Here is a 16,195-nt window from a genome sequence, read left to right on the forward strand (position 1 = left end):
TGGCGGCGGATGGCTGCGGACGACAGGAGGCCCCTGCCGTATGTGGACAGGGGCCGGTGTGGAGGGGAAGTCAGGGTCCCCGAAAGATCCTAGTTACCCAGGTCGACGTCCTTGGGCAGGGCCAGTTCCTCGTTGCGGGGCAGTTCCTCCACATTCACGTCCTTGAAGGTCAGGACCCTGACGCTTTTGACGAACCGTGCCGAGCGGTAGACATCCCATACCCAGGCGTCCTGGAGGGTCAGGTCGAAATAGACCTCGCCATCGGCGCTGCGGGCCTGGAGGTCCACATGGTTGGCAAGGTAAAAGCGCCGTTCGGTCTCGACAACGTAGCTGAAGAGGCCGACGACGTCGCGGTATTCACGGTAGAGCTGAAGCTCCATGTCGGTTTCATAGTTCTCAAGATCCTCAGCACTCATGCTTCCATCTTGCACCATGTCCGGCACGGCTGACGCCGGGCGGCGGGAGTCAGTCTTCGCAGGGCTCTTCCCCGTCGGGCACCTCGACGCCTTGCAGTTCCCCGCCGAGCAGCCGCCAGCTGACCCGGTGGTAAGGCGTGGGGCCCGCGGCACGGAGGACGTTCCGGTGGGCTGCCGTGGCGTATCCCTTGTTGATGTCCCAGCCGTAATCGGGAAACTCGCTGTGCAGCTCCCTCATCATCCGGTCCCGTTCCACCTTGGCAATGACGCTCGCGGCCGCGACGCTGAGGCACTGCATGTCCGCCTTGACCTTGGTGTGGACGGGCGCGTCACAGGAGGCCTCGAGAACGGGCTGGTCGAACAGGGACAGCTGCTCCGCGGGGGAAAGCCAGTTGTGGCTTCCATCCAGTAGCACAGCGTCCGGAATGATGCCGGCAGCGAGGATGCTGCCCCAGGCGCGGGTTCCCGCGAGCCGCAGGGCAGCGATAATGCCGAGCGAATCAATCTCGCCGGCGGAGGCGTGCCCCACAGCTGAAGCGACGCTCCACCGCCGCACCAGGGGGTCCAGCCGTTCCCGTTCCGCCGGGCTGAGGAGTTTGCTGTCCCGCACGCCCGCAAGCGGCTTTTGGCGTTCCAGGTCAACGACCGCGATACCCACGCTGACGGGACCGGCGAGGGCGCCGCGGCCAACCTCGTCCACCCCGGCCAGCAGCCGTATCCCCTGGGTCTTGAAGGTCCGTTCGTGCCGCAGGGTGGGAGCCTTGCTGCCACGTGCTGCCGGCTTTGAGCCGGAGCCCACCTTCACTGCAGGGGAAGCCTTCACTGCTGCCGGCGCCTGTACTGCGGAAGGCACGGTCAGTGGGTCCCCGGGACGCTGCGGAACACATCCGGGTAGTTGTCCAGGGTCTTGATCCTGTTAAGCGGCCAGGCGATGACCGCGGCCTTGCCTTCCAGGTCCTTGAGGTCGATGAATCCCCCGTCCGTCTCCATGTGGGCACGGGAATCGGCAGAATGGTTCCGGTTGTCACCCATCACCCACACCTTGCCTTCCGGTACGGTGACGTCAAAGTTGCGGATCTGCGGGACTTCGGCGGGATTGATGTACTTCTCGTCGACGGCGGTCCCGTTAATGGTCAGTTTACCGCCGGCGTCACAGCAGACCACATGGTCGCCAGGGAGGCCGATGACACGCTTGACCAGGTGCTGCTCCGAATTGTCCGGCAGGAGGCCAACAAAGGTCAGGCCGTCCTGAACCCAGGTGAACGCGCCCTGCTCCTTGGCGGGGGCCGGCGGCAGCCAGCCCTTGGTATCGCGGAACACCACAACGTCCCCGCGGCTGAGAGCAAAGGGCTCCGGAACAAGGAGGTTGACGAAGATCCGGTCATCCACGTCCAAGGTGTTCACCATGGACTCCGAGGGGATGAAGAACGCCCGGAACAGGAAAGTCTTGATGAGGAAGGACAGCACCACGGCAATGACCACTACTGTGGCGATTTCCCTCAGCCACCCGAGCAGGGGATTACCGCTGGACTTGCCGGCCGCCTTCGACGACGCCCTGTCCCGCCGGTGGACGTGGGCGGATTCCGGGGACCCGCCGGGCACCGAGGAAGCTGGAACGGCGGGCGTCTCTGATGCGCCGTCGTGGCGCGGTTCAGGTCTCCGCGCGTGGTTCTCGGGCATTTACCGTCCGTTCTGTGTTGTTGGCCCCGATGCCGGCGGCCGTGCTACTGGAGCAAATCTATCAAGCGGCCAAAGGATCTGGACCGGCCGGCCAATCACCCGGTCCAGCGGAACCACCCCGCCGCCCGGAGCGCCCAGCAGGCTCCGGGAATCCGCGGACACGGAGCGGTGGTCCCCCATGAGCCACAGCCTCCCCTCCGGAACCAGGGTGCTGAACTTCTGCGTGCTGGGTGCGTCCCCAGGGAAGATGTAGGGCTCATCCAAGGGTTGGCCGTTGACGGTGACCTTGCCGGCGGCGTCGCAGCAGACCACAATGTCGCCGGGAAGGCCGATGACCCGCTTGACGTAAGTGGTGTCGCTGCCGGTCAGGCCAAGCCACTGCATCGCTGCGGCTGCTGCATCCACCAGCGGACCCTTGCCGCTGTTCAACGGCGCAAAGCTGCCGCGTCCGTCAAAGACGACAACGTCCCCGTGCCGGATTGGTTCGGACTGGAAGTCCGTGCGTGACACCAGGATCCGGTCCCCGCCTTCGAGCAGCGGCTCCATGGACTCGGACGGAATGAAGTAGACGTCCAGCCACAAGGACCGGGCCACCCCGCTGATGGCCACGGCCAGGACCACTGCCAGTAAAACAAAACGCCAGCCCGTTTTGCGGGGCTGGCGTTTTGTCTGGTGCATGGTCCGTATCCTGGCGCTGGGGCATTGCTCCGGCGCGTGCCGGCTACGGCCGTGCTCCGGCCTGGCAGTAAGTCCGGGCAGAACTTACTTGGCGGAGCTGAAGTCGCGCTTTTCCTTGATCTTGGCAGCCTTGCCGCGCAGTGCACGCATGTAGTACAGCTTGGCGCGGCGGACGTCACCCTTGGTGACAACCTCGATCTTTTCGATGATCGGAGAGTGCACCGGGAAGGTACGCTCCACGCCAACACCGAAGGAGACCTTGCGGACGGTGAAGGTTTCGCGCACGCCGTCGCCCTGGCGGCCCAGGACGAAGCCCTGGAAGACCTGGACACGGGTGTTCTTGCCTTCGATGATGTTCACGTGCACCTTGAGCGTGTCGCCGGCGCGGAATTCGGGAACATCGTTACGCAGCGAGGCTGCATCGACGGAGTCGAGAATATGCATGATTGCACTCCTGGTGAACGCCACAGGTCATTCACTTTGGGTCACGGCAGGCAAGTCCGGCCGCCGCAAGGCGTGCCGGGTCTCCCCGCCGAAAGTAAAATGGTCCGGCCGCTTCAAGGGTTGATGGGGCCGGTTGTCCGGCTGTTGGCCGCGCTACCCCCTGTGGCAGGTGCGGACCCAGCAGACACAAGGGTTAATTTTGCCACAGTGGCAGGGTTACGCCAATTCGTCGGGTACTAATCCTGCTGCCCGGCTGCCGGCTCCGGACGGCGGGCCAGCCTGCCGTCCACGATGTCGTACCCCAGGTTGTGCAATTCCGTGCGGTCTGCACGCGGGAGGCTGCCGGCGTCGAACCCTTCCAGGAGGTCCGGCCGCCGCTCTGCTGTCCGGCGGTACTGCTCGTGGCGCCGCCACTGGGCAATCCTGCCGTGGTTGCCGCTAAGGAGCACCGGCGGCACCTCCCGGTCGCGCCAAACGGAGGGCTTGGTGTAGACGGGATACTCCAGGAGCCCGTCGGAGTGGGATTCCTCCACCAGGGACTCCGGGTTCCCCACCACGCCGGGCAACAGGCGGCCAATGGCTTCCACCATGGCCAGGACGGCCACTTCGCCGCCGTTCAGCACATAGTCGCCCAGGCTGACCGGCCGGACCGTGAAGTGCTCCTGCGCCCATTCGATGACCCGTTCATCGATGCCTTCATACCGCCCGCATGCAAACGCCAGGTGCTGCTCCTCGGCCAGTTCATAGGCGAGGGCCTGCGTGAACCGTTCGCCCGCCGGCGATGGAACGATCAGGACCGGCCTGCTTTCCGGATCCGGACGCCCCACTGCCACTGCCGAGAGGGCCTGCGCCCAGGGCTCAGGCTTCATGACCATGCCGGCGCCGCCCCCGTACGGGGTGTCATCGACGGACCGGTGCTTGTCCGTGGTGAAACTGCGGAGGTCATGGACGTGCAGGTCCAGGATTCCGTCCTGGCGGGCTTTGCCGATCAGCGAGAGTTCGAGCGGGGCGAGGTACTCAGGAAAGATGCTGACGACGTCGATCCGCATCTAGTCCGTGCCTTCCGGTTCAGGGGCGGAAGCTTCGTCGGAGTTGAGTTCGAAGAGGCCGTCCGGCGGGGTGAGGAGGATGAAACCTCCCTCGATATTCACCTCGGGCACAATCTGCTCCACGAACGGGATCAGGATTTCCTTCCCGTCCGGGGTGGTGACCATGAGCAGGTCCTGCACGGGCATCGTATTCAGTGCCGTCACCTTGCCCACCACCTGCGCCCCTACACGGGCCTCGAGGCCGACGAGCTCATGCTCGTACCATCCCTCGTCGTCGTCCACGTCCAATTCTTCGGTATCGATGAACAGCTTGGCGCCGCGGAGGGTTTCGGCCTGGTTGCGGTCCGCCACCTCCTCGAAGCCGAGCAGCAGGATGTCCTTGTTCCACCGCGCACTGGACACGGTCAAGGGACCGGAAGCGGCAGGTTCAACGACGAATTCCGTTCCCGGGACGAACCGGTCCTCCGGAGCGTCGGTCAGCACCTGGACGGTGACTTCCCCGCGAATGCCGTGCGGCTTGCCAATCCGTGCCACCTGAAGCTGCATCTGTTCCCTCTGTTCCCGGTTGTGGTGGTTCTCGTGAAAAGCACTCCGGCCCCTCCACCTGATGGTGAAGGGGCCGGAGCAAAGCTGGATGTTGCCGAGCGCTCAGCGGCGGCGGTCGGTATCGACGACGTCGACCCTCACCGGTTCGCCGCCGGCCAGTGCTGCCACCACGGTGCGCAATGCGCGGGCCGTGCGGCCCTGGCGGCCGATCACCCGTCCCAGGTCGTCCTGATGAACGCGGACCTCGAGGGTGTCCCCGCGGCGGTTGTTCTTGGAGCTGACCTTGACGTCATCCGGGGAATCGACGATTCCGCGGACCAGGTGTTCCAGCGCTTCTGCCAGCAATTTACTCAGCCTCGGTGGTCTCAGCTTCGGCGTCGGCCGGGGCCTCGGCAGCGTCAGGCTTGGAGGCCTTCTTGGTGATGGCTTCCGGGATGATGACCGAGCCCTTCTCCGGGGCAACGAAGGCTTCCTTCTCGACCTTGGTCTTGAGGGTGCCTTCCTGGCCCGGCAGGCCCTTGAACTTCTGCCAGTCACCGGTGATCTTCAGGATCGCGGCAACCTGCTCGGACGGCTGGGCGCCGACGGAGAGCCAGTACTGCGCACGCTCGGAGTTGACCTCGATGTACGAGGGCTCTTCGGTGGGGTGGTACTTGCCGATTTCCTCGATGGCACGGCCGTCACGCTTGGTGCGTGAGTCCGCGACGACGATGCGGTAGTACGGGGCGCGCATCTTGCCGAAGCGCTTAAGGCGAATCTTTACGGCCACTTTTGTGGTCACTCCTGTTTCAGAAAAAGGGGTGAACCCGGCTTTCTGCACCCGTGGGGCGGGCCATACTTGCGGGTTCGAAGGACAGGATCCGGACGCGGAGAGAGGGGCCACGCAGATCGAGTACCTGTTTATTGTGCCAGATGAGCGCTGTTATTTCGACTTGGCCCGCCACGCCGGCCGCCGCAGCCAGCCCGTGGCGCACTGAAGGGTACCCAAGCCGGCATCACCCGGGTCAGGCGGACCAGACGTACAGGCCAGTCCGCTCGGAATCGTCGAGTGAAGCCGCCAGTTCGGCCACCTGCTGCACATAGGTCCTGGCCTGCGAGGCGCCGAACGGCATATCCTCCTGCCCGGCCCACTGTTCGGCTACGTCGTCAAGGACATTGCCTTCGCCTTCGGTCTCATAGGAGAGCAGGTCGGCCAGGGCGCGAACCATGGCCGGCGGAACGGCAAGGAGGGAATCGCTGGCGACGTCCACCATGGTGAGTTCATAGTCGGCACCGCCGGCGTGGACCGCAGTCCCGGCAAGATCACCCAGCTGTTCAACTTCGAAGTCACTGATGCCCTGGATCCGCACTGCCTGGCCCGCAGGCCCGCTGTCCGCCGAGGAGCCACTTCCTTCGTCGAGGATGCCGGCGCGTTTCAGCGCGGTGTCATGGGTGGCGACAAAGATCTCGGTGAAGCCCATGGCGGGTGCCCTTCTTCCGTTGGCGGAACTGCGTGCCGGCTGCCTGCAGCCCGGCCGTACGGAATCAGCCTAGTAGTTGCGGGCCCGCCCGTGCACGCCGGAGCCGGAGGACCGGTCAGCGGACGGCCACCCGGAGCCGGTTGCGCCACGGGTCCTCGAACCGGAGCTCCGCACCGGTGTGGTGGGCGGGCACCCCGGCGACTTTGAGGCGGTCAGCCAGCGCCCCGACGTCGTCACCGGAGGGAACCTCGATGAGCACCTCCCCCAGCCCAAGGGTGTCTTTTCGGGGGCCGGCGCCGCGGCTGTTCCAGACGTTCATGGCCATGTGGTGGTGGTAACGGCCCGCGGAAACGAACAGTGCCTGCCCATGCCAGCCTGCCGTCTTCTCGAAGCCAAGGGTGCCCACGTAGAAATCCCTGGCAGTCTGGACGTCGCCCACCTGAAGATGGACGTGCCCCACACCGGCGGACGTCTGCCGCTGGCCCTCGAGGGACTTCTCGGTGAGGTGCTGCTCCAGGTAGCGCTGTGGCGGAAGCGCGAGGCTGTCCATCACCACATCCGTCCCGTTCCAGGACCAGTTGCTGCGCGGCCGGTCCCAGTACAGCTCGATGCCGTTGCCCTCGGGATCGGTGAAGTAGAAGGCCTCACTGACCAGGTGGTCGGCGCTGCCGGTGAAGGAGCGGGGCTCGTACTGGGCGGCCGTGGCGATGGTGGCGGCGAGGGAAGCCTGGTCCTCGAACAACAGGGCGGTGTGGAACAGGCCAGCTTCCCCCCTGCCGGGAAGGTGCAGCCCTGGCGCCGGCGCCAGGTGGACCAGCGGCCTGCCGAGCCTGCCAAGGTAGAGGCCGCCGTCCTGCTCAGCCACCGCCTCCAGGCCCAGGGCGCGCTGGTAGTAGTCGGTCATGACCAACATGTCGCCGACCTTGAGCATTACCGTGCCCATGGCGAGGTCGGCGGGAAGAAGATCCTGGCTGCTGGCTGCTTCGGTCATGTGAAGGCTCCTTGTATTGGAGGCCGTCCCGTTGGCGGCCTGTCACACATTAAAATTACTTGAAGCTTCAATTTATTCCAAGTGCCGGACTCGTCAGCTCAGCGGATGATGCGGCCGCCCAGCACTACATGTTCCAGGGCCGTGATGGTTCCCGGGACGGCGCGCGGGTCTTCCCGGCATACCACGACGTCGGCCCGCGCACCTTCCGCCAGGTTGTCCGCTCCCAGCCAGGTGCGGGCTGCCCAGCAGGCAGCGTCCAGGGCCGCTTCCATGGGCAGGCCTGCGCTGTGCAGGGCGAGGATCTCATCGGCGATCCTGCCGTGGCGGATCACGCTGCCGGCATCCGTCCCGGCAAAGATGCGCACTCCGGCGGCATGGGCTTCGGCCACCCGTTCCAGCCTGCGTTCCCAGAGGGCGCGCATGTGGGCCGCATAGCGCGGGAACTTGGCATCCGCCTGGGCAGCGATATCGGGGAAGGTGGCGATGTTGATGAGGGTGGGCACGATCGGCACATCCTGCTCCACGAACCGGGGCAGGTGCCTGGGCAGCAGCCCGGTGGCGTGCTCGATGCAGTCGATGCCGGCGTCCAGCATCTGGTCCAGCGTGTCCTCGGCGAAGCAATGCGCCGTGACCCGGGCACCTTCGTCATGGGCGGCCTGAACGGCATCATGCACGACGGCGGCCGGAAAGGACGGCGCGAGGTCACCGGCGCTGCGGTCGATCCAGTCCCCCACCAGTTTGACCCAGCCGTCGCCGTCGCGCGCCTGTTTCCGCACGGCCTCCACAAGGCCTTCGGGCTCAACCTCCTCGGCAAAGCCGCGCAGGTAGCGGCGCGTGCGGGCCAGGTGGCGCCCGGCTCGGATCAGCAGCGGGAAGTCCCGGCCGCCCTGCATCCAGCGGGTATCGGCAGGTGAGCCGGCGTCGCGGACCAGGAGGGTTCCGGCGTTGAGGTCGGCCAGCGCCTGGTCCCGGGCCACTGCAGGTTCCACCGGGCCGGCGGGACCCAGTCCAATGTGGCAGTGGGCGTCAGCGAACCCCGGCAGCACCCAGCCGTCGAGCACCCGCCCCGGAACGGCACCAGGCCGGTTGAAGGTGAGCTTGCCGTCCACCGACCAGAGTCCATGGCGGACCCGGTCCGGTGCGGTGAGGACGGGTCCGCGAAAGTAAATGATGTCTGCCATCGGGCTTCCTTTCGATGCCCGGTCAGGCTAGCACCCGCGAATGTGACAAGGCTCTTCGGGGCCCCTGTGGTAGCTTCTTTCCTGACCACACGGGTGCCCTTGCAGGGGCTGAGATCGGGCTGACGCAGCCTGCGACCGTTGAACCTGTCCGGGTAATGCCGGCGAAGGAAGTGAGTATTCCCTTGAGTACACAAAACACCCAGTTGAACCCTGCCCACCTGCCGTCCACCGGGAAGTCAGGAGCAGAATCCGGGCCACAGGTGACGCAGTCCTTGGCGTCGCATTCACTGGCGTTCATCGATGACGCCGCGTCCGGAATCCGCGTACCGGTCACGGAAATTGCCCTGGAGCCGTCCCCCAACGGGCAGCCGAACCCACCTTTCCGGACCTACCGGACCGCCGGGCCGGGAAGCGACCCCGTCCGCGGCCTGCAGCCCTTCCGCTCGGAGTGGATCGCGGCGCGCGGGGACACCGAGGCCTACCGCGGCAGGGAACGCAACCTGCTCGACGACGGCCGGTCGGCCGTCCGCCGGGGTGCTGCCTCGGCTGAGTGGAAGGGCGCCCAGCCAGTGCCCCGCCGCGCCGTCGACGGCCGGACGGTGACCCAGATGCACTATGCCCGGCAGGGAATCATCACCCAGGAGATGCGTTTCGTGGCGCTGCGCGAGAACTGCGACGTGGAGTTGGTCCGGAGCGAACTGGCTGCCGGCCGCGCCATCATCCCGAGCAACATCAACCATCCGGAGTCCGAACCGATGATCATCGGCAAGGCCTTCCTGGTGAAGATCAACGCCAACATCGGCAACTCGGCCGTGACAAGCTCCATCGCCGAAGAGGTGGACAAGCTGCAGTGGGCAACGCAGTGGGGCGCGGACACCGTGATGGACCTCTCCACCGGAGACGATATCCACACCACCCGGGAGTGGATCATCCGCAACTCCCCGGTCCCCATCGGCACCGTGCCCATCTACCAGGCCCTGGAAAAAGTCAACGGCGAGGCCAATGCCCTCACATGGGAAATCTTCCGCGACACCGTGATTGAACAGTGTGAGCAGGGCGTGGACTACATGACCATCCACGCCGGGGTTCTGCTTCGCTATGTGCCGCTGACGGCCGACAGGGTGACGGGCATTGTCTCGCGCGGCGGCTCCATCATGGCCGGCTGGTGCCTGGCCCACCACCAGGAGAACTTCCTGTACACGCACTTCGATGAGCTGTGCAAAATTTTCGCGAAGTACGACGTTTCCTTCTCGCTCGGTGACGGCCTCCGTCCCGGCTCGACGGCGGACGCCAACGACGCCGCCCAGTTCGCGGAGCTGGACACGCTTGCCGAGCTCACCCAGCGTGCGTGGGAGTACGACGTGCAGGTGATGGTGGAGGGACCGGGCCACGTTCCCTTCCACCTGGTCCGGGAAAACGTCGAGCGGCAGCAGGAACTCTGCAAGGGGGCGCCGTTCTACACCCTGGGTCCGCTGGTGACGGACGTGGCCCCCGGCTATGACCACATCACCTCCGCAATCGGTGCCACCGAAATTGCCCGGTACGGCACTGCCATGCTGTGCTACGTCACGCCCAAGGAGCACCTGGGCCTGCCCAACAAGGACGACGTCAAGACCGGAGTGATCACCTACAAGATCGCCGCCCATGCCGCGGACTTGGCCAAGGGCCACCCGGGGGCGCACGAACGGGACGACGCATTGTCCAAAGCGCGGTTCGAGTTCCGCTGGCGGGACCAGTTCGCGCTGTCCCTGGACCCGGTGACGGCGGAGGCATTCCACGACGAGACCCTGCCGGCAGAGCCTGCCAAGACGGCGCACTTCTGTTCCATGTGCGGGCCCAAGTTTTGCTCGATGCGGATCAGCCAGGACATCCGGGACGAGTTCGGCTCCGCGGAGGCGCAGGCTGCCCGGGCCAATGTGGCATCGGGCATGCGGGAGAAAAGCGAAGAGTTCCTGGCGGCCGGCGGCAAGGTCTACCTGCCGGAACTCCGGGTTCCTGCTGACAGCTAGGAGGCCCGGGCGGGCTGGCTCCGGCTGACCTGGCGGATGAACTGCCGGACGGCCCGGTCCCCGTCCGGGGAGTCATGGGGCCGGTGCCCTCCCGCGGCAACGCGGTGCAGGGCACCGGTCTCCCGCAGGTAGCCGGCAATCTCCTCGTAGAGCGGTTCCCACCCGCCGGTCAGGACCAGCGTGGGCACACCGGGAACGATGTGCAGCGGCGCCTCCCACGAGGGGGCCTGGAGCCGCAACCTGCGGGCGGACCTCTTTTCCTCCGTGGTGGCGGGCTGCTGGAGGTCGGTGGCAAAGACCCGCCGGACGAATTCGCGCTGGAAGTCTTCGTCGCCGAGCTGGTGGCGGACATCGAAGAGGGGCTGCATCAGGCTGATGTGTGCCGCCGTGGCCGGAAGCTCTGCCGTCAGGGAGAGGCAGGCCGGCTCCACGAGCGTCAGCGAAAAGACCAGGTCCGGACGTTCAACCGCGGCCATCATGGCCGCGATGGCCCCCTGGGCGTGCGCCACCACATGGCCGCCGGCGGCACCGCGGCCATCGTCGGCCAGGGACCGCAGGATGATGGCGGTGTCCTCGGCGAAAGAGGACTCAAGTGGCTCCGCGACGGCATCAAAGCCGTGCCGGCGGAGGAACAATGCGTCATAGGACAGTGCCATGCCGTGCTGGCGCGGCCACGCAGCGGCGCCAAAAGTCCCGGCGCCGTGCACGAACACTACCCTCTGCTTGAACATGTCCCAACCCTATTCCACGGCGCTGACATCCCAGGTAAGTAGCGCCAGGTGTCGTTTTGAACGATCAAAACGACACCTGGCGCTACTTAATTGGGGTTGCTGCTACTTGCCCAGGAACTTGTCGAATCCCTTGGGGAGGTTCAGCTGGGACGGATCGAAGTCGCCGCCCTGCTGGCCGAAGGCGGCGCCGGTGGGCAGTGCCTTCGCAGCGTTGGCACGTCGGGCTTCCGCTTCCTTGCGCTCCTGGGCAGCCTTGGCCGGGTTGCCGGACTTTGCCTTCTTCTTGGGCGCGTTCTTGGCGTTCTTCCGTGCACCGCCGCCGGCACCGGGCAGCCCCGGCATCCCGGGCATTCCCGGCATGCCGCCCTGGGCCATTTTCTTCATCATCTTCTGGGCCTGGGCGAAGCGCTCCAGCAGGCCGTTGACCTCGGAGACGTGGACGCCGGAGCCACGGGCGATGCGGGCCCTCCGTGAGCCGTTGATGATCTTGGGCGCAAGCCGCTCGTGCGGCGTCATGGAGCGGACGATTGCCTCGACGCGGTCGATCTCGCGCTCGTCGAACTGCTCCAGCTGCTGCCGGATGTTCTGCGCACCCGGCATCATCATGAGCATCTTCTTCATGGAGCCCATGTTGCGGATCTGCTGCATCTGGGCCAGGAAGTCTTCGAGGGTGAAGTCTTCCTGGTCGGCGAACTTCTTCGCCATCCGGGCGGCTTCATCCTTGTCCCAGGCCTTTTCGGCCTGTTCGATGAGCGTGAGGATGTCGCCCATGTCCAGGATGCGGGAAGCCATGCGGTCCGGGTGGAAGAGTTCGAAATCATCCAAACCTTCGCCGGTGGAGGCGAACATGACCGGCTTGCCGGTGACCGACGCGACCGAAAGCGCGGCACCGCCGCGGGCGTCGCCGTCGAGCTTGGACAGCACGATGCCGGTGAAGTTCACGCCTTCGTCGAAGGCAAGCGCCGTGTTCACGGCGTCCTGGCCGATCATGGAGTCGATCACGAAGAGGACTTCGTTGGGCACGATGGCCCGGCGGATCTGGCGCGCCTGTTCCATCATGTCGGCGTCCACGCCCAGGCGGCCGGCAGTGTCGACGATGACGACATCGTGCAGCTTCTGGCGGGCTTCCTCGACGCCGGCGCGGGCGACCGCGACGGGATCGCCTGCGGGCTGGTCCAGCTCGGTGGAGGTGGCTCCGGGGTGCGGGGCGAAGACAGGCACGTTGGCGCGCTGGCCCACCACCTGGAGCTGGGTGACGGCGTTGGGGCGCTGCAGGTCACAGGCCACCAGCATGGGGCTGTGGCCCTGGGCCTTCAACCACTTGGACAGCTTGCCGGCCAGGGTGGTCTTGCCGGCACCCTGGAGACCGGCGAGCATGATGACGGTGGGGCCGTTCTTGGCCAGCCGGATCCGCCGGGTTTCGCCGCCGAGGATCTCCTGGAGTTCCTCGTTAACGATCTTGACGATCTGCTGGCTGGGATTCAGTGCAGCCGAGACCTCGGCACCCAGGGCGCGTTCACGGACCCGGCCAGTGAACTCACGCACCACGGGAACGGCAACATCGGCATCCAGAAGGGCGCGGCGGATCTCCCGGACGGTGGCATCGACGTCGGCCTCGGTGAGCCTGCCTTTACCGCGGAGATTCTTGAAGGTTGCTGTCAACCGGTCAGAGAGTGAATTGAACACGCGACGTGCACTTCTTTCAGTGGATGATCGGGACTCGACTATCTAGGGTATCAAGTCAGGCACGGTAGGTGGCATGCTGGCAAAATGACGAGCCAAACAACAGTGAAGACCCTGCTCATCCTCGGTGCCTCGGGCGACCTCACCGGCCGGCTCCTGCTGCCGGGCCTGGCGCGGCTGGTCAGTGCAGGGCGCGCGGAGGGCCTCACCCTGGTGGGTGCCGGCTCGGATCCGTGGACGCCGGAACAATGGCGGGAGCGGGTCCAGTCATCGTTCGCCTCGGCAGCCGGCGCAGCGGACAGGTCGGGGAAGGACGCCCTCGAGCTGCTGCAAAAGGAGACCGTGTACCACCAGGTGGACGTCACGGCCAAGGGTGCCCTGGCAGCCCTGCTCAAGGGACTGGAAGGCCCGGTGGCCGTCTACTTTGCGTTGCCGCCCAGAGTCAGCCAGGCGGCCTGCGAGACGCTCCAGCCGGAAGAGGTCCCGGAAGGCACGCGCCTGGTGATGGAGAAGCCCTTCGGCTCCAGCGAGGAATCCGCACGGTCCCTCAACCGGACTTTGGCCCGGCTTGTCCCCGAGGACCACATCCACCGGGTGGACCACTTCCTGGGCAAGGCCACCGTCCTGAACATCCTGGGCCTGCGGTTCGCCAACAACTTCCTGGAGCCCGTGTGGAACCGGCAGCACGTGGAGAAGGTGGAGATCTTCTTTGACGAGGACCTGGCCCTGGAAGGCCGCGCGCGCTACTACGACGGCGCCGGGGCCCTCCGCGACATGATCCAGAGCCATCTCCTGCAGGTCATGGCGATCATGGCCATCGAACCCCCTGCCACCATCGGCGAGCGCGACCTTCGCGATGCCGTCTCCACCGTCCTGCGGGCCAGCAGCGTCAAAGCCCCCTTCACCGAATCAACGCGCAGGGCGCGCTATACGGCCGGTTCCCTGGCCGGCAAGGACGTCCCCGACTACGCCAGGGAGGAAGGCGTGGATCCCGGACGGGAAACGGAAACGCTTGCCGAGATCCAGGTGGGCATCGACAACTGGCGCTGGCAGGGCGTGCCCTTCATCCTCCGCTCGGGCAAGGCCCTGGGTGACAAACGCAAGGAAGCGGTGGTCACCTTCCTGCCGGTGCCCCACCTGCCCCAGGGCTTCACCGGGGTGGACTCCCCCAACCAGCTGCGGATCGGATTCGGCCCCGACACGCTGGAGTTCGACGTCGACGTCAACGGCCCCGGAAACATCTTCAGCCTGGGCCGTGTGGCCCTGGAAGCAGAACTGAGTGCCTCCGACCTGCTGCCCTACGGCGAAGTGCTGGAGGGGGTGCTGACCGGCGACCCGTTGCTGTCCGTCCGCAGTGACACCGCGGAGGACTGCTGGCGGATCGTTGAACCGGTGCTCAAGGCGTGGGAGCGGGGGGATGTCCCGCTTGAAGAGTACGACGCCGGTTCGGCCGGCCCGGCATCATGGCCCACCAACCGGCGCAAGGGCTGAACAGTTACCGGCCCGGGCGGCGAGGGCACCATTAAGAACAAGCAGGACGGGCAGGAACCTTTCGGTTCCCGCCCGTCCTGCTTTGCCGTTCTGTATATGGGTCCTGGCTAGATGGCGGCTACTCCGCGCTCCCCGGTCCGGACCCTTACTGCTTCATGGACGTCCATGGTCCAGACCTTGCCGTCCCCGGCCCTGCCGGTATTGGAACTGGCAATGATCACGTCCAGGATGTCGTCGGCCTGCTCGTCCGTGGCCAGGACTTCCACCCGGATCTTAGGCAGGAGGTCCACGTTGTATTCGGCCCCGCGGTAGACCTCGGTGTAGCCGCGCTGCCGGCCGTATCCGCTGGCCGCGCTGACGGTGAGGCCCTGGACGCCGTAGGCTTCCAGTCCTTCCCTGACGGTTTCGAGCTTTTCCGGCCTGATGATTGCAGTAATCAGTCTCATGCCCCCACGCTTTCCTTACCTGTTGCTGACTGTGACTTCTGTGCACCCGGCGCCGCCTGGACCGGCTCGTGCGGCTCGCCCTGGCCCTTGCCCGTGATCATGTCGTGCAGCGGCTGGAAGCTTCCGCCGTGGCCGCTCAGGCCGAACTCGTAGGCAGTCTCGGCGTGCAGGCTGAGGTCCACACCCACCGTTTCCTGTTCCTGCGAAACCCGGAAACCCATGGTCTTGTGGATGGCCAGCGCAATGATGGCCGTCAGGACCGTGGAGTACGCGATGGCGATGCCGGCTGCCGCGAGCTGCGCCCAGAGCTGGGTCAGTCCGCCGCCGTAGAAGAGTCCGCCGCCGGCACCGTCCGTGGGCAGTGCGATGAAGCCCAGGGCCACGGTGCCGATGATGCCCGAAACCAGGTGGACGCCGACGACGTCCAGCGAGTCATCAAAGCCCCAGCGGAACTTCAGGCCGACTGCCAGGGCGGAGGCTACACCGGCCACCACACCGAGGCCGAGGGCTCCAACCGGGCTGACGTTGGCGCAGGCGGGGGTGATGGCCACGAGGCCCGCAACAACACCGGAGGCTGCGCCCAGGGAGGTGGGGTGACCGTCGCGGATGCGTTCGGTGACCAGCCAGCCGAGCATGGCCGCGGCCGGGGCTGCGAGGGTGTTGATCCAGATCAGGCCGCCCTGTTCAGCGGTGGTGGCAGCACCGCCGTTGAAACCGAACCAGCCGAACCAGAGGATGGCCGCGCCGAGCATGACGAACGGGATGTTGTGCGGGCGGTGGTTCGGGTCCTTGCCGAAGCCCTTGCGGTTGCCAATGATCAGGACGAGGACGAGCGCTGCCACACCTGCGTTGATGTGGACCACGGTACCGCCGGCGAAGTCGATGGCGGGGCCGAGGGCCTTGCCGATGGCTCCTTCGGGGCCGAAGAGACCGCCGCCCCACACCATGTAGGCCAGCGGGCAGTACACTAGGGTGACCCACACGGGGACGAAGACGGACCAGGCGCCGAACTTTGCGCGGTCGGCGATGGCGCCGCTGATCAAGGCCACCGTAATGATGGCGAAGGTGGCGGCGTAGCCCACCTTGATCAAACCGTCAGGGGTGGTGATGCCCTCAAGGCCGAACGTGGCGAACGGGTTGCCCACGATTTCCAGGAATCCTTCACCGGAGCTCATGGAGGCGCCCCACAGCACCCAGACAACGCCCACCATGCCGATGGAGATGAAACTCATCATCATCATGTTCAGGGCTGCCTTGGCGCGGGTCATGCCGCCGTAGAAAAATGCCAGACCGGGTGTCATGAACAGCACAAGGGCTGCCGCCACCATGACCCAAACGTGACCTGCGGTAAGTTCCATGGTGCACGTCCTCTCTCATCGAATCTTGCGGA

At 65.9% G+C, this 16,195-nt stretch carries 18 protein-coding genes and 1 riboswitch; of the genes, 2 read left to right on the forward strand and 16 right to left on the reverse strand.

Annotated elements, in window-relative coordinates:
* Positions 1–89: 89 nt before the first annotated feature.
* The 12 genes from FBY33_RS16875 to FBY33_RS16930 all read right to left on the reverse strand — a co-directional run bounded on the left by FBY33_RS16875 (position 90) and on the right by FBY33_RS16930 (position 8,445).
* Complete coding sequence (locus FBY33_RS16875; RefSeq protein WP_056335405.1) at positions 90–416, reverse strand: DUF2469 domain-containing protein; 327 nt, start codon at positions 414–416, stop codon at positions 90–92.
* A gap of 49 nt (positions 417–465) precedes the next feature.
* Positions 466–1,221, reverse strand: coding sequence for a ribonuclease HII (locus FBY33_RS16880; protein WP_142032992.1), 756 nt, complete (start codon positions 1,219–1,221; stop codon positions 466–468).
* A gap of 50 nt (positions 1,222–1,271) precedes the next feature.
* Positions 1,272–2,096, reverse strand: a complete 825-nt coding sequence (gene lepB, locus FBY33_RS16885; protein ID WP_142031531.1) for a signal peptidase I — start codon at positions 2,094–2,096, stop codon at positions 1,272–1,274.
* The gene (gene lepB, locus FBY33_RS16890) at positions 2,097–2,774 is read right to left on the reverse strand and encodes a signal peptidase I (RefSeq protein WP_142031532.1); all 678 of its coding nucleotides are present in this window, start codon (positions 2,772–2,774) and stop codon (positions 2,097–2,099) included.
* 84 nt (positions 2,775–2,858) lie between these two features.
* Positions 2,859–3,218: a 50S ribosomal protein L19 gene (gene rplS / locus FBY33_RS16895; protein WP_018768283.1), complete on the reverse strand. Its 360-nt coding sequence runs from the start codon at positions 3,216–3,218 to the stop codon at positions 2,859–2,861.
* 236 nt (positions 3,219–3,454) lie between these two features.
* On the reverse strand, positions 3,455–4,267 hold the full coding sequence (gene trmD, locus FBY33_RS16900; protein ID WP_142031533.1) for a tRNA (guanosine(37)-N1)-methyltransferase TrmD: 813 nt from the start codon (positions 4,265–4,267) through the stop codon (positions 3,455–3,457).
* Positions 4,268–4,813 (reverse strand): ribosome maturation factor RimM, encoded by a 546-nt coding sequence (gene rimM, locus FBY33_RS16905; protein ID WP_142031534.1) that lies wholly within the window; start codon positions 4,811–4,813, stop codon positions 4,268–4,270.
* A 102-nt stretch (positions 4,814–4,915) separates the two neighbouring features.
* Complete coding sequence (locus FBY33_RS16910) at positions 4,916–5,158, reverse strand: RNA-binding protein (RefSeq protein WP_018759999.1); 243 nt, start codon at positions 5,156–5,158, stop codon at positions 4,916–4,918.
* Position 5,159: 1 nt separating this feature from the next.
* Positions 5,160–5,582, reverse strand: coding sequence for a 30S ribosomal protein S16 (gene rpsP, locus FBY33_RS16915; protein WP_142031535.1), 423 nt, complete (start codon positions 5,580–5,582; stop codon positions 5,160–5,162).
* 235 nt (positions 5,583–5,817) lie between these two features.
* On the reverse strand, positions 5,818–6,273 hold the full coding sequence (locus tag FBY33_RS16920; RefSeq protein WP_142031536.1) for a hypothetical protein: 456 nt from the start codon (positions 6,271–6,273) through the stop codon (positions 5,818–5,820).
* Positions 6,274–6,388: 115 nt separating this feature from the next.
* Positions 6,389–7,264, reverse strand: a complete 876-nt coding sequence (locus tag FBY33_RS16925) for a VOC family protein (protein ID WP_142031537.1) — start codon at positions 7,262–7,264, stop codon at positions 6,389–6,391.
* A 98-nt stretch (positions 7,265–7,362) separates the two neighbouring features.
* Entirely contained in the window at positions 7,363–8,445 is a 1,083-nt protein-coding gene (locus FBY33_RS16930) for an amidohydrolase family protein (protein ID WP_142031538.1), read from the reverse strand.
* Between the two features lie 79 nt (positions 8,446–8,524).
* A riboswitch (TPP riboswitch) is annotated at positions 8,525–8,632 on the forward strand.
* Between FBY33_RS16930 and thiC the strand changes: the two genes are divergently transcribed.
* Entirely contained in the window at positions 8,628–10,454 is a 1,827-nt protein-coding gene (thiC, locus tag FBY33_RS16935; RefSeq protein WP_442858336.1) for a phosphomethylpyrimidine synthase ThiC, read from the forward strand. It overlaps the preceding riboswitch by 5 nt.
* On the opposite strand, the gene FBY33_RS16940 is transcribed toward thiC, so the two are convergent.
* Positions 10,451–11,185, reverse strand: coding sequence for an alpha/beta fold hydrolase (locus tag FBY33_RS16940; protein WP_142031539.1), 735 nt, complete (start codon positions 11,183–11,185; stop codon positions 10,451–10,453). The genes thiC and FBY33_RS16940 overlap by 4 nt on opposite strands.
* Before the next feature lie 102 nt (positions 11,186–11,287).
* On the reverse strand, positions 11,288–12,871 hold the full coding sequence (ffh, locus tag FBY33_RS16945; protein ID WP_056335376.1) for a signal recognition particle protein: 1,584 nt from the start codon (positions 12,869–12,871) through the stop codon (positions 11,288–11,290).
* Between the two features lie 84 nt (positions 12,872–12,955).
* On the opposite strand from ffh, the gene FBY33_RS16950 reads away from it, so the two are divergent.
* Positions 12,956–14,359 (forward strand): glucose-6-phosphate dehydrogenase, encoded by a 1,404-nt coding sequence (locus FBY33_RS16950; RefSeq protein WP_142031540.1) that lies wholly within the window; start codon positions 12,956–12,958, stop codon positions 14,357–14,359.
* A gap of 107 nt (positions 14,360–14,466) precedes the next feature.
* On the opposite strand, the gene FBY33_RS16955 is transcribed toward FBY33_RS16950, so the two are convergent.
* Together FBY33_RS16955 and FBY33_RS16960 are read right to left on the reverse strand one after the other, a co-directional pair.
* Positions 14,467–14,805, reverse strand: a complete 339-nt coding sequence (locus FBY33_RS16955; RefSeq protein WP_056335370.1) for a P-II family nitrogen regulator — start codon at positions 14,803–14,805, stop codon at positions 14,467–14,469.
* A complete protein-coding gene (locus FBY33_RS16960; protein WP_142031541.1) occupies positions 14,802–16,163 on the reverse strand; it encodes an ammonium transporter in 1,362 nt (453 codons plus the stop codon). The genes FBY33_RS16955 and FBY33_RS16960 overlap by 4 nt, the downstream gene beginning before the upstream one ends.
* Between the last annotated feature and the right edge of the window lie 32 nt (positions 16,164–16,195).

This window comes from Arthrobacter sp. SLBN-112, assembly GCF_006715225.1.
In the GTDB taxonomy this organism is placed as follows: Bacteria; Actinomycetota; Actinomycetes; order Actinomycetales; family Micrococcaceae; genus Arthrobacter.